Raw genomic sequence first — 18,716 nt, 5'->3', positions numbered from 1 at the left:
CTTCAGGGCGCTGGGTCCCCGCGTTCGCGGGGACTACGGTTGCGGCGGGGTACGGGCTGTTTGGCGCCTGGCCGTTGGCCCTCGCCCCCGCGCGGGATCAGTCCAGTCCTTCCGCGGCCAGCGCCGCCTGCACGCCCGGGTCGGCTTCCATGCGCCGCTTGAACGCGGCGAGGTTGTCCAGGCCGGAGAGGTCCAGCTTCAGGCCGGCGGCCCAGCGCAGCGTCATATAGAAGTAGGGATCGGCGAAACTGCGGAACCCCGCCAGCCACTCGCGGCCGGCCAGCTGCGCGTCGGCGCGCTCGAACAGCCCGCGCAGGCGCCGGTGCGCCGTGATCTTCAGCGCCTCGTACTGCGCCGGGTCGTCGATGAACTTGGCCGGGGCGAACAGCGGCAGGAAGGCCGGATGCAGGTCGGAATTGACGAAGGAGAGCCAGCGGGCCGCCTCGGCGCGCTGGCGCGCGCTGCCGTCGCCGGCCAGGCCGGCCTGGGGATGGCGGTCGGCGATGTAGCCCATGATCGCCGCGTTCTGGGTCAGCACGAAGTCGCCGTCGACCAGCGCGGGTACCGCCCCGGCCGGATTGATCGCCAGGAAGGCGGGGCTCTTGAGGGATTCCTTGGTGAGCAGTTCGACGTCGAACGGCTGGCCGGTCCACTGCAGGGCGATGTGGTCGGCGGTGGAGCAGGCCCCGGGCTTGCTGTACAGCTTCATGGAAACTCCGTCGGATCGGGATGAGGCAAACGCCCACTATCCCAGAGCGGCCTGCCGTGGCTCAACGGCACGGCCGCGACGGATCGTCACGATGCGCGGGGCTTGAGTTTCTGCACGCGATAGAACGTGTGGTCGCCGATCGTGGCCACCTGGTAGGCATTGCGCCAGCTCGGGCTGGCGATCGCGCTGGCGGCGAAGTGGCTGGCGCCCGGTACGATCTCCTTGCGCTGCCCGGCCGGCAACGCCCAGTTGCGCTCGGCGGCGAAGGCGACGTTGACCGCGGTGGTCCACGCTTCCTTGTTCTTCAGCTGGGTACCCGGGGGTACCAGGGTGGGAGCGAATTGCTTGCGCGCGGTGACGACCTGGCACATCGAGTTGCCCCACAGGCCGCTGTCCAGGCGGCGCAGGGCGACCTCGGCGACGGCTTGCTGGCCGCGCAGGGTCTGGTCGCGCGCCTCTAGGTAGACGGTGGTGCTCAGGCACAGCGAATCGGCGGCCGGCTGCGGCAACAACTGCGACAGCCAAAGAATCCAGGCCAGTTTCATGGAACTCCTTGCTCCGTATGGGCCGAGGCTTGCTGTCCTCCCCGGCGGAGCGGGGCGGTGGCTTGCGACACGGCTTGGCGTTATGGGGAGGCGGCCAGCGGGCCGCCCGCGTATCCGGCCAAGTGGAAGCGGGGCCGGATGGGCCTGCCGAACTGGGTGGCGGGCCGGAAAGTGGGCGCAAGGTAGACACGGGTCTCGAAACCCCGCCTGAATGCGTCCGCTTGACATTCAGCTTGGCTGGAGGACGGGATCGGGGCCTCCGGTAGGCGCGCGACAGCTTCCGGCTGCCCGGCCGGCCGGCCGGATCAGCGGTACGCGGCGTCGTGCCGGGCGCTACAGCGCGGCGGCGAGCCGGCTGCCCTGGTCGATGGCGCGCTTGGCGTCCAGCTCGGCGGCCACGTCGGCACCGCCGATCAGGTGCGCGGTCCTGCCGAGCGCCAGCAGCGCCGCGTGCAGGTCCCGGCGCGGCTCCTGGCCGGCGCAGATCACCACGGTGCCCACGTCCAGCGTCTGCTCGCTGCCGTCGACGCGGATGTGCAGGCCCTCGTCGTCGACGCCGAGGTATTCCACGCCTCCGAGCATCTTCACACCCTTGGCCTTGAGCGTGGCGCGATGGATCCAGCCGGTGGTCTTGCCCAGCCGCGCGCCGGGGCGGCCGGGGCTGCGTTGCAGCAGCCAGACCTGGCGCGCGGGCGGTTCCGGCCGCGGGCGGGCGAGGGCGCCGCGCGCCTCGAAGGCCGGGTCCACGCCCCATTCGGCCTGCCAGCGGGCGACGTCGAGCGAGGGCGAGGCGCCTTCGTGGACCAGGAACTCGCCGACATCGAAGCCGATGCCGCCGGCGCCGATGATCGCGACCTTGTCGGCGGCGCGGACCCGGCCGAGCAGGACGTCGAGGTAGGTCGCCACCTTGGGATGGTCGGCGCCGGGGAAATCGACCTGGCGCGGGCTGATGCCGGTGGCGACGACCACCTCGTCGAAGCCGGCGAGGTCGGCGGCGGCCGCCTGCTTGCCCAGGCGCACGTCCACGCCGGTCTCCTCCAGGCGATGGCGGAAGTAGCGCAGCGTCTCGTGGAACTCCTCCTTGCCGGGGATGCGCTTGGCGACGTTGAACTGGCCGCCGATCTCGTCGGCGGCCTCGAACAGCGTCACCCGGTGCCCGCGTTCGGCCGCGACCGTCGCGCAGGCCAGCCCGGCCGGCCCCGCGCCGACGACGGCGATCGACTTGGGGGCGGCGACGGGCGCGTAGACCAGTTCGGTCTCGTGCGCCGCGCGCGGGTTGACCAGGCAGCTGGCCAGCTTGTTCTCGAACACGTGGTCCAGGCAGGCCTGGTTGCAGGCGATGCAGGTGTTGATCGCGTGCGACCTGCCGGCGCGGGCCTTGTTCGCCCACTGCGGGTCGGCGAGCAAGGGCCGCGCCAGCGAGACCATGTCGGCGCCGCCGCCGGCGAGGATGCGCTCGGCCACCTCGGGCATGTTGATGCGGTTGGTCGCCACCACCGGCAGCTTCACGTGCGGCTTGAGCTTGGCGGTCACGCCGGCGAAGGCCGCGCGCGGCACCGAGGTGGCGATGGTCGGGATGCGCGCCTCGTGCCAGCCGATGCCGGAGTTGATGATCGTCGCGCCGGCGGCCTCGATCGCCTGCGCCTGCAGGACGATCTCCTCCCAGTTGCTGCCGTCCTCGACCAGGTCGACCAGCGACAGCCGGTAGACGATGATGAAGTCCGGCCCGCAGGCCTCGCGGATGCGGCGTACGATCTCGACCGCGAAGCGCATGCGCTTCTCCGGCGTGCCGCCCCAGGCGTCGTTGCGCCGGTTGGTGCGCGGGGCGGTGAACTCGTTGATCAGGTAGCCTTCCGAACCCATCACCTCCACGCCGTCGTAGCCGGCCTCGCGGGCGTAGCGGGCGGCGCGCGCATAGGCATCGATCTGGCGCTCCACGCCGCCGGCCGACAGCGCGCGCGGCGTGAACGGATTGATCGGCGCCTTCAGCTTCGACGGCGCGACCTGCAGCGGGTGGTAGCCGTAGCGGCCCGAGTGCAGCAGCTGCAGGCAGATCTTGGCGCCGTGCGCATGCGCCGCGCCGGTCAGTTGCCGGTGCGGCCGGGCTTCCCACGGCCAGGACAGCTTGCCGCCGAAGGGCTTGAGCCAGCCGGCCAGGTTCGGCGCGAAGCCGCCGGTGACGATCAGGCCGACGCCGCCCGCCGCGCGTTCGGCGAAGTAGGCCGCCAGGCGCGGGAAGTCCTTCGCGCGATCCTCCAGGCCGGTATGCATCGAGCCCATCAGCACGCGGTTGCGCAGCGTGGTGAACCCCAGGTCCAGGGGCGAGAACAGGTGCGGATACGCGGTGTCGGCGGAGGGCGGCGGGGAGGCGGGCGACATGGTGGATACGCTGGCGTACGGAGTGCCGCATTGTCGCCGATTCCGCCGCGGCGGCAACCCCGCGGCCTCCATGGCGCGGCATGGCGCCGGGCCGGCGAATATGTCGCTCTTGTTACAATCGCCGCTCTCGCCGGACGGGTTCGGCGGCGCGCCGGCTCCGTATCCGTTCCGGCAATGGAAGGCCTCGATGGGTTCGCAGGTTGTTCGTCACGTGCAGGCGTCGCGCCTGTTTCCGCTGTTGTGGGCGTTCGTCGCATGCATGGTCTGCGTGGGTGGCCTGGCGCGCCTCGGCCTGTGGGAGGCCTATGCCGGCGCGGGTCGCCACGTCTCGCAACTGTGGCCCGCCCTCTGGCAGGGGATGCGCTACGACCTGGTGGTCGGCGCGATGTCGGCCTGGCTGATCGCGCTGCTGGTGGCGCCGCTATGGCTCGGCAAGCACCGGGCGCGGTCGGTCCGCGTCGCGCGCCGGCTGGCGATCGCGCTGCTGGCCGCGTTCGTGCTGGCCGCGGTCTGCGAGCACTTCTATTTCGCGTTCTACAAGACCAGGTTCGATCCGATCGTGTTCGGCCTGTTCGAGGACGACACCGGTGCGGTGCTGGAGACGGTGTGGCAGGACTGCCCGGTGGTGCGCGCCGCGCTCGTCGTCGCGGCGGTGGCCGCGGCGGCGGCCTGGGCATTGCCGCGCTTGGCGGGCCGGCTGGAGCGCGTCTGGCCGTCGCTGGGCTGGCGCTGGGGGCAGCGTGCGCTGATCGTGCTGCAATGCGTGGCGCTGCTGGCCGCCGCGCGCGGCAGCGTCGGCACGTTTCCGCTGGTGCGGCGCGACGTCACCGTGTCCTCGGACCCGTTCGTCAACAGCCTCGTGCTCAACGCGCCGCTGACGCTGTATCGCGCGCTGCGCGTGCGCGCCAAGGAGGTGGAGATCGGCAAGGACCCGCTGCAGGGCGTGCATGCGCTGGGATTCGCCAGCCTCGACGAGGCGGCCCGCGCCGCCGGCCTGCCGGATGGCCGGCCCGAGACGATCGAGGCCGCGTTGTTCCCGGTCGCGGCCGGCCAGCCCAGGGCGCTGGCCTCCTCGCCGCACGTCGTGCTGGCGTTGCTGGAGTCGTTCGGCGCCGACCTGCTGAAGACCGACCGCCCCGGCAACGACATGCTCGGGCGGCTGCGCGGCGAGCTGCCGCACGGCTACCTGCTGCGGAACTTCATCGCCGGGCAGAACGGCACCCATCCGGAGCTGGAGAACCTGCTGCTCGGCTCGCCGATCACCCCGCTGACGCGCGGGCGCAACGCCACGATCGGCTTCGACACCTCGGCCGCGCTGCCGTTCAAGCGCGCGGGCTACCGCACCGTGCTGCTGTATGGCGGCGGCGCGGACTGGCGCGACATCGGCAAGGCGTTCTCGCACCAGGGCTTCGACCAGGTCTACGACGCGAGCGACATCCGCCAGCGCTTCCCGCAGGCCGGGGCCACCGAGTGGGGCGTCTACGACGCCTATCTGTTCGACTACGCCACCGACCTGCTCGAGCGGGCCGACCGGCGCGGCGAACGATTGTTCCTGTTCCTGCTCACCACCACCAACCACCCGCCCTACCGCCTCGACACGCCGCACGCCGGGCTGCCTTTGGACCCGTCCGCGCTCGGCCCGCGCCGCACGGACGATGCCGACGAACTGCGCAGGACGCTGGCGACCTACCAGTACCAGGCCGACCAGTTCGGCGCCTTCCTGCAGCACCTGCGCGGCTCGCCCCTGGTCGAGCGCACCGTGGTCGCCGCGGCCGGCGACCACAACCTGCGCACGCACTACCGCTACGCCCTGCCGATGCAGCAGCCGGACGTCGACCGGGTGTTCGCCTACCTGCGGGTCCCGCCCGCGTTCGCCGCGGGGAGGGCGCCGGACCCGACGGCCTACTGCGGCCACGCCGACCTGGTGCCGACGCTGGCGACGCTGGCGGTGCCGGGGCAGCGTTACTTCGCGACCGGCCGTGACCTGCTCGCGCCGGCGCCGGACGGCGGCCAGGCCCTGGCCCAGTTCGACCGGCTGTACACCCGGCAGGCCGTGATGTTCCCGTTGGCCGCGCCGCTGGCCTATCCCTGGCGGGACGGGGGAGAACTGGCCAGGGCCGGGCGGCCGCCCGCGGCGGAGGAGCGCGACAGGGCGCGCCGTGCCGCGGCCTGGACCGCGCTCCGCGACTGGCACCTGCGCCGTGCCGTCCTGGCTGCCCGCAACGGTCGAATGAGCGTATCCTGAGCCCGCTTCAAACATCCGTTTATCCCGGATTTGGCTATTTGAGGAACCGGTCTAGGCTATCCTTGATGAAGCTGTATACGTTGTACTTCCGAGGCCCAGACGCCTTGGGAGCGTCTTCACATGTTATGTGACCGTTAACGCAGTCTTCACTAAAGCGAGCTTAATCTGCGCCGCGATGGCGAGCGGAACGGCCGTCTGGATGTGACGAGACATCTGAACTGAACCCTGCCTCTATCGGTTTTATTACCCGAAACAAGGAGCTGTATTCATGAACAAGAAAATCCTCACTGCCGCGTTGCTGGGTGGTCTGGCCGTAGCCCAGGCAGCCTCCGCGCAGGAGTTCGATGATCGCTGGTACCTGACCGGTTCGGCCGGCTTCAACTTCCAGGACAGCGACCGTCTCACCAACGATGCCCCGTTCGTCACCCTGGGCCTGGGCAAGTTCGTCAGCCCGAACTGGTCGCTCGATGGTGAGCTGAACTACCAGAACCCGAACTTCGACAAGAACCAGGACCAGAACTGGAGCCAGTACGGCATCTCGTTCGACCTGCGTCGCCACTTCATCCAGGAAGGCCGTGGCTGGAACCCGTACCTGCTGTTCGGTCTGGGCTACCAGAAGACCGAGGAAGAGTACCTGAGTGGCGCCGCGCTGAAGGACCGCAAGGACGGCGAGTTCGCCGCCAAGGTCGGCGTCGGCCTGCAGACCACCTTCGACAAGCGCGTCGCCGTGCGTGCCGAAGTGGCCTACCGTGCCGATTTCGACGACCAGAGCATCCGCACCGTCAACGGCGTCCGCCCGGGCAATGACCAGGATTGGTTCGGCGACGTGCTGGCCTCGGTCGGCGTCGTGATCCCGCTGGGCCCGGCCCCGGTCGCCCCGGCTCCGGCCCCGGCTCCGGTCGCTCCGAGCTGCGCGGACCTGGACGACGACGGCGACGGCGTCAACAACTGCGACGACAAGTGCCCGAACTCGCAGCCGGGCCAGACGATCGGTCCGGACGGCTGCCCGGTGCCGGTGTCGATCGACCTGAAGGGCGTGAACTTCGACTTCGACAAGTCGACCCTGCGTCCGGACGCCGTGGCGATCCTGAGCGAGGCCACCGAGATCCTGAAGCGTTACCCGGATCTGCGCGTCGAAGTCGCCGGTCACACCGACTCGAAGGGTACCGACGCGTACAACCAGAAGCTGTCGGAGCGTCGCGCCAAGGCCGTGTACGACTACCTGACCCAGAACGGCGTGGACGCCTCGCGTCTGGTCGGCCCGATCGGCTACGGCGAGAGCCGCCCGATCGCTCCGAACACCAACCCGGATGGTTCGGACAATCCGGAAGGCCGTGCGAAGAACCGTCGTACCGAGCTGAACGTCCAGAACTGATCGGACCTTCGGTGATCCAAGCAAAGCCCGGCCTCGTGCCGGGCTTTGTTTTTGCGCGTCCCCGGCGGCGTCGTGCATGTCGGCCGCCGTGGATGGGGCATGCCGCGCGATGCCTCGCTTTCCGTGCGCACGTAAAGCGCGATGCCGATGGCGATCCGCGAGTGCCGTGGCGGGATGGCGAGCAGGCAGGCGAGCGAGGCAAATCCCCATTCATCGCAGTGCGTTGGAGACGGGAGTGCAAGTCGTGGTTGAAAGGCGCATGGGGCCTGCCTACACTCGCCGCGTCGACCACCCAACGGATGTTTCCCGATGCTGCGTCTCGCAACGGCCGGATTGCTCGGTCTCGCTCTCGTTCCCGCCGCCCACGCCGCCACGGACTGCGCGAGCGGCGCCGTCGCTCCGCCGCTGCCGCTGCCCGCGACCGTGATCGCGCCGGCCGCCGCCGAGTTCTACACCCGCAGCGTGCAGCTCGGTGGCCCGAGCGGGGTGCTTGCCCAGCCGTTCGACAACGACCAGTCGGTCGAGCGCGTGCTGCTGCGCCTGCGCGTGGAAGGGTGCCAGGACGTGGCCAAGGCGATGCCGGCCACCGGTCCGGCCAACCCGAACGACCCGGCGGCGTACAAGCCGCAGACGGCGTTCGACAACACGCCGTGGCGTTTCGACATGAGCCAGAACGGCAAGCGCATGACCGCCGAGGAGTTCGATGCGTGGATGAAGGCGCGCGGCGTGCGCGTGGTCAAGGCGCGCCCCGCGGCGCCGGCGGCGGAACCGGCGGCGAACGCCGCGCCGGTCGAGAACAAGTAACTCCCGGCCCGGGCATGCACCGGCGGACGTCGCCGGCACCCGCCCGGCCAGGACGGAACAAGAAGGGGGCGGCCGGCCCCGCATCCCCGCGCCATGGCCTGGCGCGGGTGCTTTCGAAGTTGGGGATATGCTCGCGCAGCGAGGCGGCGCGCTGGATCGGCGACGGCCGCGTGGCGGTCGCCGGCCAGGTGGTCCGCGATCCCGAGTTCCCGATCCCGCAAGGCGCTCCGCCGCGCATCGAGGTGGACGGGCAGCCGGTCGGCGAAGCCGCGCGCCGCTACGTCATGCTCAACAAGCCGCGTGGCCTGGTGACCAGCGTGCGCGACGAGCGGAGCCGGGACACCGTCTACCGTTGCTTCGACGGTGCCGGCCTGCCGTGGCTGGCGCCGGTCGGGCGCCTGGACAAGGCCAGCGAGGGATTGCTGCTGTTCTGCAACGATCCGGAGTGGGCGGCGTCGATCACCGATCCCGAACGCGGCCCCGACAAGACCTACCACGTGCAGGTGGATTGCATCCCGGACGCGCAACAGTTGCGGCGCATGCACGAGGGCATCGAGGTCGGGGCGGGCGAGCGCCTGCGCGCCAGCCGGGTCGCTGTGCTGCGCGAGGGGACGCGCAATGCGTGGCTGGAAATCACGCTGGAGGAGGGGCGCAATCGCCAGATCCGGCGCCTGATGGAAGCGCAGGGCATCGCGGTGCTGCGGCTGGTGCGGGTGGCGATCGGCGGACTGCGGCTGGGTACGCTCGCGAAGGGCGCGTGGCGGCCGCTGGAGCGTTGGGAAGTCGAGGCGCTCGCACCGGCGCCGGCGCGCGACTGAGCCGCGCCGGGCGCGCGCTCGTGCGGCCGGGACGCGGTGCTTCCCGCCCGGCGAAAGGCATGCGGCGCGGAAATCTCCTAGACTCCGGCGGTCGCTTGGGAGGCCTGACATGCAGCGAATCGGTGGCGCGCTTTGCGTGGCGATGGCGGTGGCATCGCTGGTGGCGGTGACGGGGTGTGCGCCGACGCGGACGGCGGCAGCGGCGCGGCCCGAGGTGGTGGTGGTCAAGCCGTTGGCGGTGCGCGATGCGCGCGGCGCCTATCGCTTCGACATGAGCCAGGGCGGGCGGCAGATGACGGCCGACGAGTTCGATGCCTGGATGAAGGCCAATGGCATCCGCATTGCGAAGGGGGCTCCGGATACGACGGGCCGGGCGGGCGGCAAGTAGCGTGCCGTGCTTGTGGGAGGGACTTCGGTCCCGGCGGCAGCGCCTGCACAGTGCTCCCTGCTGCCGCATCCCATGTGTAGGGATTCAGGGGAAAGCCCCGCCGGGACCGAAGTCCCGCCCACAGGGATTCCTTGCGGGGATGGAGGCATCGGGAAGGCGTCTTCGCGGCTGATGGCCCTAGGCCACCCAGAGCCGCTCCCACGGGGAGCAAAAGCAAACGCCGCCACGGCAACAGCTTGGCCTTGCGACGGGACGGGACGCCCAGCGGCGATTCCCGTCCCCTTCGGACGACGTCAACCGGCGATCACGCCCAGTTCGCGGCCGATCCGGGTGAAGGCGTCGATCGCGCGGTCCAGGTGTTCGCGCGTGTGGGCGGCGCTGATCTGGGTGCGGATGCGGGCCTGGCCCTTGGGCACGACCGGGAAGAAGAAGCCGATCGCGTAGATGCCTTCTTGCAGCAGGCGCTCGGCGAAGCGTTGCGCGAGCGGCGCGTCGTACAGCATCACCGGGCTGATCGGGTGCACGCCGGGCTTCACGTCGAAGCCGGCCGCGGTCATGCGTTCGCGGAAGTAGGCGGTGTTCCGCACCAGCTTCTCGCGCAGTTCGCCGGCCGCCGACAGCATCTCGAAGGCCTTGATGCCCGCGGCGACCACGTGCGGCGGCAGCGAGTTGGAGAACAGGTACGGGCGCGAGCGCTGGCGCAGCAGTTCGATCACTTCCTTCTTCGCGGTGGTGAAGCCGCCGAGTGCGCCGCCCATCGCCTTGCCGAGCGTGCCGGTGAAGATGTCGATCCTGTCCAGCACGCCCTTGACCTCGGCCGAGCCGCGGCCGGTGGCGCCGAGGAAGCCGGTGGCGTGGCATTCGTCGATGTGCACCAGCGCGCCGTACTTCTTCGCCAGCGCGGTGATCTCGTCGAGCGGCGCGATGAAGCCGTCCATCGAGAACACGCCGTCGGTGGTGATCAGCTTGGTCTTGCAGCCGGCCGCGTCGGCCGCCTGCAACTGCGCCTCCAGGTCGGCCATGTCGCAGTTGGCGTAGCGGAAGCGCTTGGCCTTGCACAGGCGCACGCCGTCGATGATCGAGGCGTGGTTGAGCGCGTCGGAGATGATCGCGTCGTCCTCGCCCAGCAGCGGCTCGAACAGGCCGCCGTTGGCGTCGAAGCAGGCGGCGTAGAGGATGGTGTCCTCGGTGCCGAAGAAGTCGGCGATGGTCTTCTCCAACTGCTTGTGCAGGTCCTGGGTGCCGCAGATGAAGCGCACCGAGGCCATGCCGAAGCCGTGGGTATCGAGCGCGTCCTTGGCGGCCCGGATGATGTCCGGGTGGTCGGCCAGGCCGAGGTAGTTGTTGGCGCAGAAGTTCAGCACGGTGCGGCCGTCGGCCAGCGTGATCTCGGCCGACTGGGGGCTGGTGATGATGCGCTCGGACTTGAACAACCCCTGCTCGCGGAGGGCGTCGAGTTCCTCGGCGTAGCGGCGGGTCGGGGAGGCGTCGGTCATGGCGGTGTCGTTCGGGGAAATGCCGGATTTTACCCGCCGCCCGGCGCGGCGGCCGGGGCGTCATGCGCAATGGCTATAAGCGACTGCGGATTGGTCATTTCCGGGCGCGGATGTGCACCTGCAGCATCGGCGTCCCGGACGAAGGGGGTTTCGTCCGACCACCGGAGACGACGCATGCAACCGCCAAGGGGAGAAGACCGCCACGCCGGCAGGCCGGCCCGCACGCTGCTCGCGCTGGCCTGCGCGCTGGCCGCGCTCCCGGCCTGGGCGCAACAGGCCCGGCAGCCCACCGTGGAGGAACTCCAGCGCCGCCTGGAGGCGCTGGAACGGCGCCTCGGGACCGCGCCCGCCGCCGCGCCCGGCACGGCCGCGGACGGCCTGGCCGACCTGGACCAGCGGCTGCGCGTGATCGAGCGCCGGCTGGAACTGCAGGAAGAGGAGCGCGTCGCGGCGGCCAAGTCCGCGCCGGTGGTGACGGTCAACGACAAGGGCGCCTCGTTCAGGTCCGCCGACGGCGCCTACGAGATCCGGCTGCGCGGCCTGTTGCAGGGCGATGGCCGCTTCTACATCGACGACGACCGGCAGCCGCAGGCCGATACGTTCCTGATCCGCACCGCACGGCCGATCATCGAGGGCTCGCTCGGCAAGCTGGTGGCCTTCCGCCTCACGCCGGAGTTCGCCGGCGACAGCGCCAGCATCGTCGACGCCTACGTCGACCTGCGCTTCGACAAGGCCTATACCCTGCGGGCCGGCAAGTTCACCTCGCCGGTCGGGCTGGAGCGGCTGCAGTCGTCCTCGGCCCTGGCCGACGTCGAGCGCGCGCTGCCGAGCGAGCTGGCGCCCAACCGCGATATCGGCGTGCAGTTGCAGGGCGAGGTCGGCGCGGTCAGTTATGCGCTCGGCGTGTTCAACGGCACCGTGGACGGCCGCGATGCGGTCACCAGCAATCCCGACGACGATTTCGAGTACGCCGGCCGGATCTTCTTCGAACCGTTCAGGGACAGCGCCAGCGCGTGGTCGGGGCTGGGCTTCGGGATCGGCGCAAGCACCGGCCAGACGCACGGCAGCGGCAACAACTTCCTGCCGCGCTACCGCACGCCCGGACAGGCCACGTTCTTCAGCTACCGCAGCACGGTGCTGGCCGATGGCGACCGCACGCGCTGGTCGCCGCAGGGCTACTACTACCGCAATGGCTTCGGGCTGCAGGCCGAGTACATCGTCTCGCGCCAGGAAGTGGCGGGCCCGGGCGCGCGCGCGACCCTGGAAAACAAGGCCTGGCAGGCCACCGCCAGCTACGTGCTGACCGGCGAGGACGCGGGCTATCGCGGCGTGGTCAGGCCCTCGCGGCCGTTCGCCGCGGGCGGCGAGGGGTGGGGTGCATGGGAGCTGGTAGGACGGTATGGTGTACTGGAGGTGGACGATGCGGCTTTCCCGCTGTTCGCCGATGCCAATTCGGCCGCGCGCCGGGCCGAGGCATGGACGCTGGGCGTCAATTGGTATCTCACCAGTAATCTCAAGCTGGTAGTCAATTACTCGCAGACCCGCTTCGACGGCGGCGCTGCGGCAGGCGCAGACCGGGAGGACGAGAAGGCCCTGTTCTCCCGGTTGCAGGTTTCCTTCTGAGGCGGAGAAAGCAATGAAGAACTGGCTCGCATCCCCGCGCGTTGCAGGCATCTGGCTCGGCACGCTGCTGTTGACGGCATTCGTCGGAGGCGCGCTCGCGCGCGACGTGCAACTGCTCAACGTGTCCTACGATCCCACGCGCGAGCTGTATCGCGACTACAACGCCGCCTTCGCCAGGCACTGGCAGGAAAAGACCGGCGACAAGGTGACCGTGGAGACCTCGCACGGCGGTTCGGGCAAGCAGGCGCGCTCGGTGATCGACGGCGTCGAGGCGGACGTGGTCACGCTGGCGCTGGCCTACGACGTGGACGCGATCGCCGAGAAGGCCAAGCTGATCCAGCCGGGCTGGGAGAAGCGCCTGCCCGACAACAGCGCGCCGTACACCTCGACGATCGTGTTCCTGGTGCGCAAGGGCAACCCGAAGGGCATCAAGGACTGGCCGGACCTGCTGCGCGCGGGCGTGTCGGTGGTGACGCCGAACCCGAAGACCTCCGGCGGCGCGCGCTGGAACTACCTGGCGGCGTGGGCTTACTTCGACAGGATCTTCAAGGGCGACCAGGACAAGATCCGGCGCAGCATGGTCGCGCTGTTCCGCAACGTGCCGGTGCTGGACACCGGGGCGCGCGGCGCCACCACGACCTTCGTGCAGCGCGGCATCGGCGACGTGCTGCTGGCCTGGGAGAACGAGGCGTTCCTGGCGCTGGAGGAACTGGGGCCGGACAAGTTCGAGATCGTGGTGCCGAAGCTGTCGATCCTGGCCGAACCGTCGGTCGCGCTGGTCGACAAGAACGTCGACAAGCACGGCACGCGCGCGGTCGCCGAGGAGTACCTGAAGTACCTGTACTCGCCGGAGGGCCAGAAGATCGCGGCCAAGCACTACTACCGCCCGCGCCATCCCGAGTTCGCCGACAAGGACGACGTCGCGCGCTTCCCGAAGGTGGAACTGGCGACCATCCAGCAGGCGTTCGGGTCGTGGCAGAAGGCCCAGGCCGAGCACTTCGCCGACGGCGGCATCTTCGACCAGATCCAGGCGAGCAAGTAAATGTCGGCAAGTGCGGTACCCGAGGCGCGCAAGCCGCCGCGCCGCCGCGTGATCCCCGGGCTCGGGCTGAGCCTGGGGATCACGTTCGTCTGGCTGGGCCTGATCGTGCTGATCCCGCTGCTGGGGGTGTTCATCAAGACCAGCGGTCTGGGCTGGAGCGGGGTCTGGCAGGTGTGGAGCGAGCCGCGCGTGCTCGCCGCGCTGAAGCTGAGCTTCGTCACCGCGCTGGCGGCGGCCGCGTTCAACGCGGTGATGGGCACGTGGGTGGCGTGGGTGTTCGTGCGCTACTCGTTCCCGGGCAAGCGCCTGTTCGACGCGATGATCGACCTGCCGTTCGCGCTGCCGACGGCGGTGGCGGGCATCGCGCTGACCGCGCTGTACGGCGGCAACGGCTGGATCGGACGCTGGCTGGAGCCGCTCGGCCTGAAGGTCGCCTACACGCAGCTCGGCATCGTGGTCGCGCTGGTGTTCGTGGGGCTGCCGTTCGTGGTGCGGGTGGTGCAGCCGGTGCTGGCCGAGAACGAGCGCGAGCTGGAGGAGGCGTCCGCCACGCTCGGCGCGGGGCGCTGGCAGACGGTATTCCGGGTGGTGCTGCCGAGCCTGTGGCCGGCGCTGCTGACCGGTTTCGCGCTGGCCTTCGCGCGCGGCGTGGGCGAGTACGGCTCGGTGATCTTCATCGCCGGCAACATGCCGAACGTGACCGAGATCGCGCCGCTGCTGATCACCATCCGCCTGGAAGAGTTCGATTACGCCGGCGCCACGGCGATCGCGGCGGCGATGCTGCTGCTGTCGTTCGCGGTGCTGCTGCTGGTGAACGGGCTGCAAGGGCGCCTGCAACGCCGTGGCACTCCGTAGAGACGCGCTTTAGATGAACCAGATCGTATCCTCCCTGCCGACGCCCCTCCAGGAACAGGCCATGCCGGCCCGTCGGTCACGCGACATCGTTGCCGCCGCCACCACCGAGCCGCGCTGGGCGCGCTGGCTGCTGACCGCCGGCGCCCTGGCGTTCCTGCTGTTCTTCCTGCTGCTGCCGCTGGTGCTGGTGTTCGCCGAGGCGCTGCGCGGCGGGCTGCAGGTGTTCTGGAAGGCCATCACCGACCCGGACGCGCTGGCGGCGATCCGCCTGACCCTGCTGGTCACCGCGGTCGTGATCCCGATGAACCTGGTGTTCGGCGTGGCCGCGGCCTGGGCGGTGAGCAAGCACCGCTTCCCGGGCCGGCGCCTGCTGGTGAGCCTGATCGACCTGCCGTTCTCGGTCTCGCCGGTGGTGGCCGGCCTGATCTTCATGTTGATCTTCGGGCGCCAGGGCTGGGCCTGGCCGTTGATCGACGAGGGCTGGCACGTGCACCTGCCGGTCCTGGGCGAGACGCTGATCCAACTGCCCAAGATCGTGTTCGCGCTGCCGGGCATCGTGCTGGCGACCACGTTCGTCACCTTCCCGTTCATCGCGCGCGAGCTGATGCCGCTGATGGAGCAGCAGGGCAGCGACGAGGAACTGGCGGCGCTGAGCCTCGGCGCCGGCGGCTGGCAGACGTTCTGGCGGGTGACGCTGCCGAACATCCGCTGGGGATTGCTCTATGGCGTGCTGTTGTGCGCGGCGCGCGCGATGGGCGAGTTCGGCGCCGTGTCGGTGGTGTCCGGCCACATCCGCGGCCGCACCAACACGCTGCCGCTGCACGTGGAGATCCTCTACAACGAATACGCCTACAGCGCGGCGTTCGCCTGCGCCTCGCTGCTGGCCTTGAGCGCCCTGCTGACGCTCGCCCTGAAAACCTATCTGGAATGGCGGCACGGCGAGTCGCTGGCCGCCAACCACCGCCATTGAGAGCCCCCGCATGAGCATCGGCATCCGCATCCAGAACCTGCGCAAGCAGTTCGACGACTTCACCGCGCTGGACGCGATCAACCTCGACATCCATCCGGGCGAGCTGCTGGCGCTGCTCGGTCCCTCCGGTTCGGGCAAGACTACCCTGCTGCGGATCATCGCCGGCCTGGAGTACGCCGATGGCGGCCAGGTGCTGTTCGGCAACGAGGACGCGACCAGCATGAGCGTGCAGTCGCGGCGGGTCGGCTTCGTGTTCCAGCACTACGCGCTGTTCAAGCACATGACGGTGTACGAGAACATCGCCTTCGGCCTGCGCGTGCGCCGCGGCGAGGCGCGCTGGGCGGAGTCGCGCATCCGCGAGCGCGTGCAGGAGCTGCTCGCGCTGGTGCAGTTGCAGGGGCTCGAGAAGCGCTATCCGACCCAGCTCTCCGGCGGCCAGCGCCAGCGCGTGGCGCTGGCGCGCGCGCTGGCGATCGAGCCGCGCGTGCTGCTGCTCGACGAGCCGTTCGGCGCGCTCGACGCGCAGGTGCGGCGCGACCTGCGGCGCTGGCTGCGCGAGCTGCACGAACGGACCGGCCTGACCACGGTGTTCGTCACGCACGACCAGGAAGAGGCGCTGGAACTGGCCGATCGCGTGGCGATCCTCAACGGCGGCAGGATCGAGCAGCTGGCCAGCCCGGCGGCGGTCTACGACGAGCCGGCATCGCCGTTCGTCTATTCGTTCGTCGGCGCGGTCAACCGCATCGCCGGCACGGTCCAGCGCGGGCACTTGGACGTGGCCGGATTGTCGCTGCCGCTGGAGGCGGACGTCGCGCCGGGCCAGGTGGAACTGTACGTGCGCCCGGAAGACCTGGTGCCGGCCTCCGAAGGCTGGCGCGCGACCGTGCTGTCCACGCAGCGCAGCGGCGCGCGCCTGCGCGTGCGTGCGCGGCTGGAACGGGCCGGTGAAGTGGAACTGGAACTGCCGGCGGCGGTCGGCCATTACGCGGCCGGCCAATCGGTGACGCTCGCCGCGCGCCGGTACGGCATCTTTCCCGCCACCGAGGCGGGCTGAACGGACGCGGGGCGGACAACCCCGCGTCCGCCTTCGAGCAGGGCAGGACAAGGCTTGTCGGTAACGGATGCAACGGATGTTGCACTGCAGCGGCGGCTCGGTTAAGAATCCGTAAAGCAGCGATCCTCGCGCTGTTTCCCGACGTGCAGTTTCCTCGCCCACCGCCCCCAGGAGATCGGCCCCATGAAGTCGTCCACGCTCGCTTGTGCCCTGCTGCTCGCTTTGTCCTCTGTCTCCACCGCCGCTTTTGCCCAGGAAGAAGGCGCCGACGAATACAAGCCCTTCAGCGCCACGCTCGCGGTGACCACCGACTACGTATGGCGCGGCATCTCGCAGACCAACGAGGACCCGGCGTTCCAGGCCGGCGCCACCTATACCTCCAAGTTCGGCCTCTACGCGGGCGCGTGGACGTCCAATGTGGACTTCGGCGAGGGCGATCCGGACTGGGAGCGCGACTACTACATCGGCTACAACACCGACTTCGGCGACAAGGTCAACTTCGACGTGATGGTCAACCGCTACACCTATAGCGGCGCCAGCGATCTGAACTGGAACGAGCTGATCACCAAGACCACCTTCCTCGAGACCTACAGCCTGACGCTGGCCTACTCGAACGATTCGTGGGCGACCAGCGAGGACGGCTACTACGCCGCGCTGGCGGGCAACTGGTCGCTGCCGCACGACTTCACCATCGGCGCCAGCTACGGCCGCAGCATGTTCAGCAACAAGGCCGGGATCGAGGACTACTCGGACTACTCGGTGAGCGTGGGCAAGAGCTTCGGCCCGCTGGCGCTGTCGGTGGCCTACATCGATACCGACAAGGCCGGCGAGCGCGTCGGCGGCAGCAACGGCGGCGACCGCGTGGTCGTCACCGCGACCATCGGCCTGTAAGCCGAACCGCTCGTATGAACGAAGAAGGGCGCCGCAGGGCGCCCTTCTTCGTCGCGCCGCACGCCGGCGGCGCTCAGTTCCAGCTCAGCACGACCTTGCCGGCCTTGCCTTGTTCCATCAGGTCGAAGCCCTTCTGGAACTCGTCCACCGGCAGCTGGTGGGTGAGCACCTTGTGCAGCGGGAAACCGGACAGCACCAGCTGGGTCATCTTGTACCAGGTCTCGTACATCTTGCGGCCATAGATGCCCTGCACGGTGAGGCCCTTGAAGATGATCTTGTCCCAGTCCGCGCCGGCGCCCTTGGGCATGATGCCGAGCATGGCGATCTTGCCGCCGTGGTACATGCAATCGAGCATGTCGTTGAACGCGCGCGGGTTGCCGCTCATTTCCAGACCGACGTCGAAGCCCTCCATGTGCAGGTCCTTCATCACGTCCTTCAGCGAGGTGTTGGCGACGTTGACCACGCGGGTGGCGCCCATGTCGGCGGCGAGCTTGAGGCGGAAGTCGTTGACGTCGGTGACCACCACGTTGCGCGCGCCGATGTGCTTGCAGATGCCGGCGGCGATGATGCCGATCGGGCCGGCGCCGGTGATCAACACGTCCTCGCCGATCACGTCGAACTCCAGCGCGCAGTGGGCGGCGTTGCCGTAGGGGTCGAAGAAGGCGGCCAGCTCGGACGGGATCTGGTCGGGGATCGGCCACAGGTTGGAGGCCGGCATCACCATGTATTCGGCGAAGGCGCCGTTGACGTTGACGCCGATGCCGACGGTGTTCGGGCACAGGTGCGGGCGGCCGCCGCGGCAGTTGCGGCAGTGGCCGCAGACGATATGGCCTTCGGCCGAGACGCGCTGGCCGATCTGGTAGCCGGTCACCGCCGAGCCGAGCGCGGCGATGCGGCCGACGAATTCGTGGCCGATGGTCAGGCCGGGCCTGATGGTGCGCTGGCTCCACTCGTCCCACAGGTAGATGTGCAGGTCGGTACCGCAGATGGCGGTCTTTTCCAGCTTGATCAGGACTTCGTTGGGGCCGGGCACCGGGACGGGCACCTGCTCCATCCAGATGCCTTTGGTGGCTTCGCGCTTGACCAGCGCTTTCATCATTTCTGCCATGGGTCGCCTGCCGGCGGAAGGGAAACGGGGCGCTGATTATAGTTGCTGGCGTAACTGGGGGTGTGGGTGGTGGGATGGGCAGGGTTATTGGGGGTTGGGGTGGGCTATCTATCGTCATTCCCGCGAAGGCGGGAAGCGCTGTTCAGCAGCCGAACGGCTGATCATCCAGGGACTTTTGGCTTTGGGCAATAAAGGCCAAAGCTTTCGCCTTTGGCGAGTCACTTTTCTTTGCTTGTGCACGCGCGCCGCAGGAGCGGCGCCGCACGGCGAAGCCGGCCCGAAGGGCGCGGCACAAGGATGTGCCGCGTAAAGAAAAGTAACCAAAAGAAGCGCTTCACAGCAGCCGAACGGCTGATCAAGCACCCCCCGCCTTCGCGCCCGCAGCTGCGCTGCGGGTTCGCGGAGCCGGCGGGA

Annotated in this window: 16 protein-coding genes and 1 pseudogene; 12 read left to right on the top strand and 5 right to left on the bottom strand. The window is 69.5% G+C overall.

What is annotated here, in order from left to right; all coding sequences use genetic code 11:
• Positions 1 to 97: 97 nt before the first annotated feature.
• From FD678_RS11980 to FD678_RS11970, 3 genes are all read right to left on the bottom strand, one after another.
• On the bottom strand, positions 98 to 709 hold the full coding sequence (locus FD678_RS11980) for a glutathione S-transferase N-terminal domain-containing protein (RefSeq protein ID WP_140723509.1): 612 nt from the start codon (positions 707 to 709) through the stop codon (positions 98 to 100).
• 86 nt (positions 710 to 795) lie between these two features.
• Positions 796 to 1,254 carry a cell wall hydrolase gene (locus FD678_RS11975; RefSeq protein ID WP_140723506.1) on the bottom strand — a complete coding sequence of 153 codons (459 nt, stop codon included), beginning with the start codon at positions 1,252 to 1,254 and terminating at the stop codon, positions 796 to 798.
• Between the two features lie 333 nt (positions 1,255 to 1,587).
• On the bottom strand, positions 1,588 to 3,633 hold the full coding sequence (locus FD678_RS11970; protein WP_140723504.1) for an NADPH-dependent 2,4-dienoyl-CoA reductase: 2,046 nt from the start codon (positions 3,631 to 3,633) through the stop codon (positions 1,588 to 1,590).
• Positions 3,634 to 3,733: 100 nt separating this feature from the next.
• Between FD678_RS11970 and FD678_RS11965 the strand changes: the two genes are divergently transcribed.
• The 5 genes from FD678_RS11965 to FD678_RS20245 all read left to right on the top strand — a co-directional run bounded on the left by FD678_RS11965 (position 3,734) and on the right by FD678_RS20245 (position 9,263).
• Positions 3,734 to 5,878, top strand: coding sequence for an LTA synthase family protein (locus tag FD678_RS11965; protein ID WP_140723502.1), 2,145 nt, complete (start codon positions 3,734 to 3,736; stop codon positions 5,876 to 5,878).
• Between the two features lie 268 nt (positions 5,879 to 6,146).
• Entirely contained in the window at positions 6,147 to 7,253 is a 1,107-nt protein-coding gene (locus FD678_RS11960) for an OmpA family protein (RefSeq protein WP_140723500.1), read from the top strand.
• Positions 7,254 to 7,562: 309 nt separating this feature from the next.
• A complete protein-coding gene (locus tag FD678_RS11955; protein ID WP_140723498.1) occupies positions 7,563 to 8,057 on the top strand; it encodes a hypothetical protein in 495 nt (164 codons plus the stop codon).
• A 107-nt stretch (positions 8,058 to 8,164) separates the two neighbouring features.
• Positions 8,165 to 8,875: a pseudouridine synthase gene (locus FD678_RS11950; RefSeq protein WP_218569669.1), complete on the top strand. Its 711-nt coding sequence runs from the start codon at positions 8,165 to 8,167 to the stop codon at positions 8,873 to 8,875.
• Positions 8,876 to 8,984: 109 nt separating this feature from the next.
• Entirely contained in the window at positions 8,985 to 9,263 is a 279-nt protein-coding gene (locus tag FD678_RS20245; RefSeq protein WP_177497692.1) for a hypothetical protein, read from the top strand.
• Between the two features lie 293 nt (positions 9,264 to 9,556).
• Here FD678_RS20245 and kbl read toward each other — a convergent pair whose 3' ends face one another.
• Positions 9,557 to 10,759, bottom strand: coding sequence for a glycine C-acetyltransferase (kbl, locus tag FD678_RS11940; protein WP_140723492.1), 1,203 nt, complete (start codon positions 10,757 to 10,759; stop codon positions 9,557 to 9,559).
• Positions 10,760 to 10,933: 174 nt separating this feature from the next.
• On the opposite strand from kbl, the gene FD678_RS11935 reads away from it, so the two are divergent.
• The 7 genes and pseudogenes from FD678_RS11935 to FD678_RS11910 all read left to right on the top strand — a co-directional run bounded on the left by FD678_RS11935 (position 10,934) and on the right by FD678_RS11910 (position 17,194).
• Positions 10,934 to 12,382, top strand: a complete 1,449-nt coding sequence (locus FD678_RS11935) for an OprO/OprP family phosphate-selective porin (RefSeq protein WP_140723489.1) — start codon at positions 10,934 to 10,936, stop codon at positions 12,380 to 12,382.
• A 13-nt stretch (positions 12,383 to 12,395) separates the two neighbouring features.
• The gene (locus FD678_RS11930; protein WP_140723485.1) at positions 12,396 to 13,424 is read left to right on the top strand and encodes a sulfate ABC transporter substrate-binding protein; all 1,029 of its coding nucleotides are present in this window, start codon (positions 12,396 to 12,398) and stop codon (positions 13,422 to 13,424) included.
• Positions 13,425 to 14,279 carry a sulfate ABC transporter permease subunit CysT gene (gene cysT / locus FD678_RS11925; protein ID WP_140723483.1) on the top strand — a complete coding sequence of 285 codons (855 nt, stop codon included), beginning with the start codon at positions 13,425 to 13,427 and terminating at the stop codon, positions 14,277 to 14,279.
• 61 nt (positions 14,280 to 14,340) lie between these two features.
• Positions 14,341 to 15,249, top strand: coding sequence for a sulfate ABC transporter permease subunit CysW (gene cysW / locus FD678_RS11920; RefSeq protein WP_218569703.1), 909 nt, complete (start codon positions 14,341 to 14,343; stop codon positions 15,247 to 15,249).
• A gap of 16 nt (positions 15,250 to 15,265) precedes the next feature.
• A pseudogene (locus FD678_RS11915) lies at positions 15,266 to 15,994 on the top strand (sulfate/molybdate ABC transporter ATP-binding protein); the annotation flags it as partial.
• Between the two features lie 30 nt (positions 15,995 to 16,024).
• On the top strand, positions 16,025 to 16,303 hold the full coding sequence (locus tag FD678_RS20960; protein WP_256661927.1) for a TOBE domain-containing protein: 279 nt from the start codon (positions 16,025 to 16,027) through the stop codon (positions 16,301 to 16,303).
• Between the two features lie 183 nt (positions 16,304 to 16,486).
• Complete coding sequence (locus tag FD678_RS11910) at positions 16,487 to 17,194, top strand: TorF family putative porin (protein ID WP_140723477.1); 708 nt, start codon at positions 16,487 to 16,489, stop codon at positions 17,192 to 17,194.
• A gap of 73 nt (positions 17,195 to 17,267) precedes the next feature.
• Here FD678_RS11910 and tdh read toward each other — a convergent pair whose 3' ends face one another.
• Positions 17,268 to 18,302, bottom strand: coding sequence for an L-threonine 3-dehydrogenase (tdh, locus tag FD678_RS11905; protein WP_177497756.1), 1,035 nt, complete (start codon positions 18,300 to 18,302; stop codon positions 17,268 to 17,270).
• Between the last annotated feature and the right edge of the window lie 414 nt (positions 18,303 to 18,716).

This window comes from Pseudomonas sp. Hp2, assembly GCF_006386585.1.
GTDB classification, from domain to species: Bacteria; Pseudomonadota; Gammaproteobacteria; order Xanthomonadales; family Xanthomonadaceae; genus Pseudomonas_S; species Pseudomonas_S boreopolis.
Note: the sequence above shows the minus strand (reverse complement) of the source record. Positions and strands in the feature narration are given on the sequence as shown.

Coding starts and splice junctions, on each gene's coding strand:
- FD678_RS11980 (WP_140723509.1), bottom strand. CDS start 709: ATGAAGCTGTACAGCAAGCCCGGGGCCTGCTCCACCGCCGACCACATC.
- cysT (WP_140723483.1), top strand. CDS start 13,425: ATGTCGGCAAGTGCGGTACCCGAGGCGCGCAAGCCGCCGCGCCGCCGC.
- kbl (WP_140723492.1), bottom strand. CDS start 10,759: ATGACCGACGCCTCCCCGACCCGCCGCTACGCCGAGGAACTCGACGCC.
- FD678_RS11960 (WP_140723500.1), top strand. CDS start 6,147: ATGAACAAGAAAATCCTCACTGCCGCGTTGCTGGGTGGTCTGGCCGTA.
- FD678_RS11955 (WP_140723498.1), top strand. CDS start 7,563: ATGCTGCGTCTCGCAACGGCCGGATTGCTCGGTCTCGCTCTCGTTCCC.
- FD678_RS11910 (WP_140723477.1), top strand. CDS start 16,487: ATGAAGTCGTCCACGCTCGCTTGTGCCCTGCTGCTCGCTTTGTCCTCT.
- FD678_RS11930 (WP_140723485.1), top strand. CDS start 12,396: ATGAAGAACTGGCTCGCATCCCCGCGCGTTGCAGGCATCTGGCTCGGC.
- FD678_RS11935 (WP_140723489.1), top strand. CDS start 10,934: ATGCAACCGCCAAGGGGAGAAGACCGCCACGCCGGCAGGCCGGCCCGC.
- FD678_RS11970 (WP_140723504.1), bottom strand. CDS start 3,633: ATGTCGCCCGCCTCCCCGCCGCCCTCCGCCGACACCGCGTATCCGCAC.
- FD678_RS11975 (WP_140723506.1), bottom strand. CDS start 1,254: ATGAAACTGGCCTGGATTCTTTGGCTGTCGCAGTTGTTGCCGCAGCCG.
- cysW (WP_218569703.1), top strand. CDS start 14,341: ATGCCGGCCCGTCGGTCACGCGACATCGTTGCCGCCGCCACCACCGAG.
- FD678_RS11965 (WP_140723502.1), top strand. CDS start 3,734: ATGTCGCTCTTGTTACAATCGCCGCTCTCGCCGGACGGGTTCGGCGGC.
- tdh (WP_177497756.1), bottom strand. CDS start 18,302: ATGGCAGAAATGATGAAAGCGCTGGTCAAGCGCGAAGCCACCAAAGGC.
- FD678_RS20245 (WP_177497692.1), top strand. CDS start 8,985: ATGCAGCGAATCGGTGGCGCGCTTTGCGTGGCGATGGCGGTGGCATCG.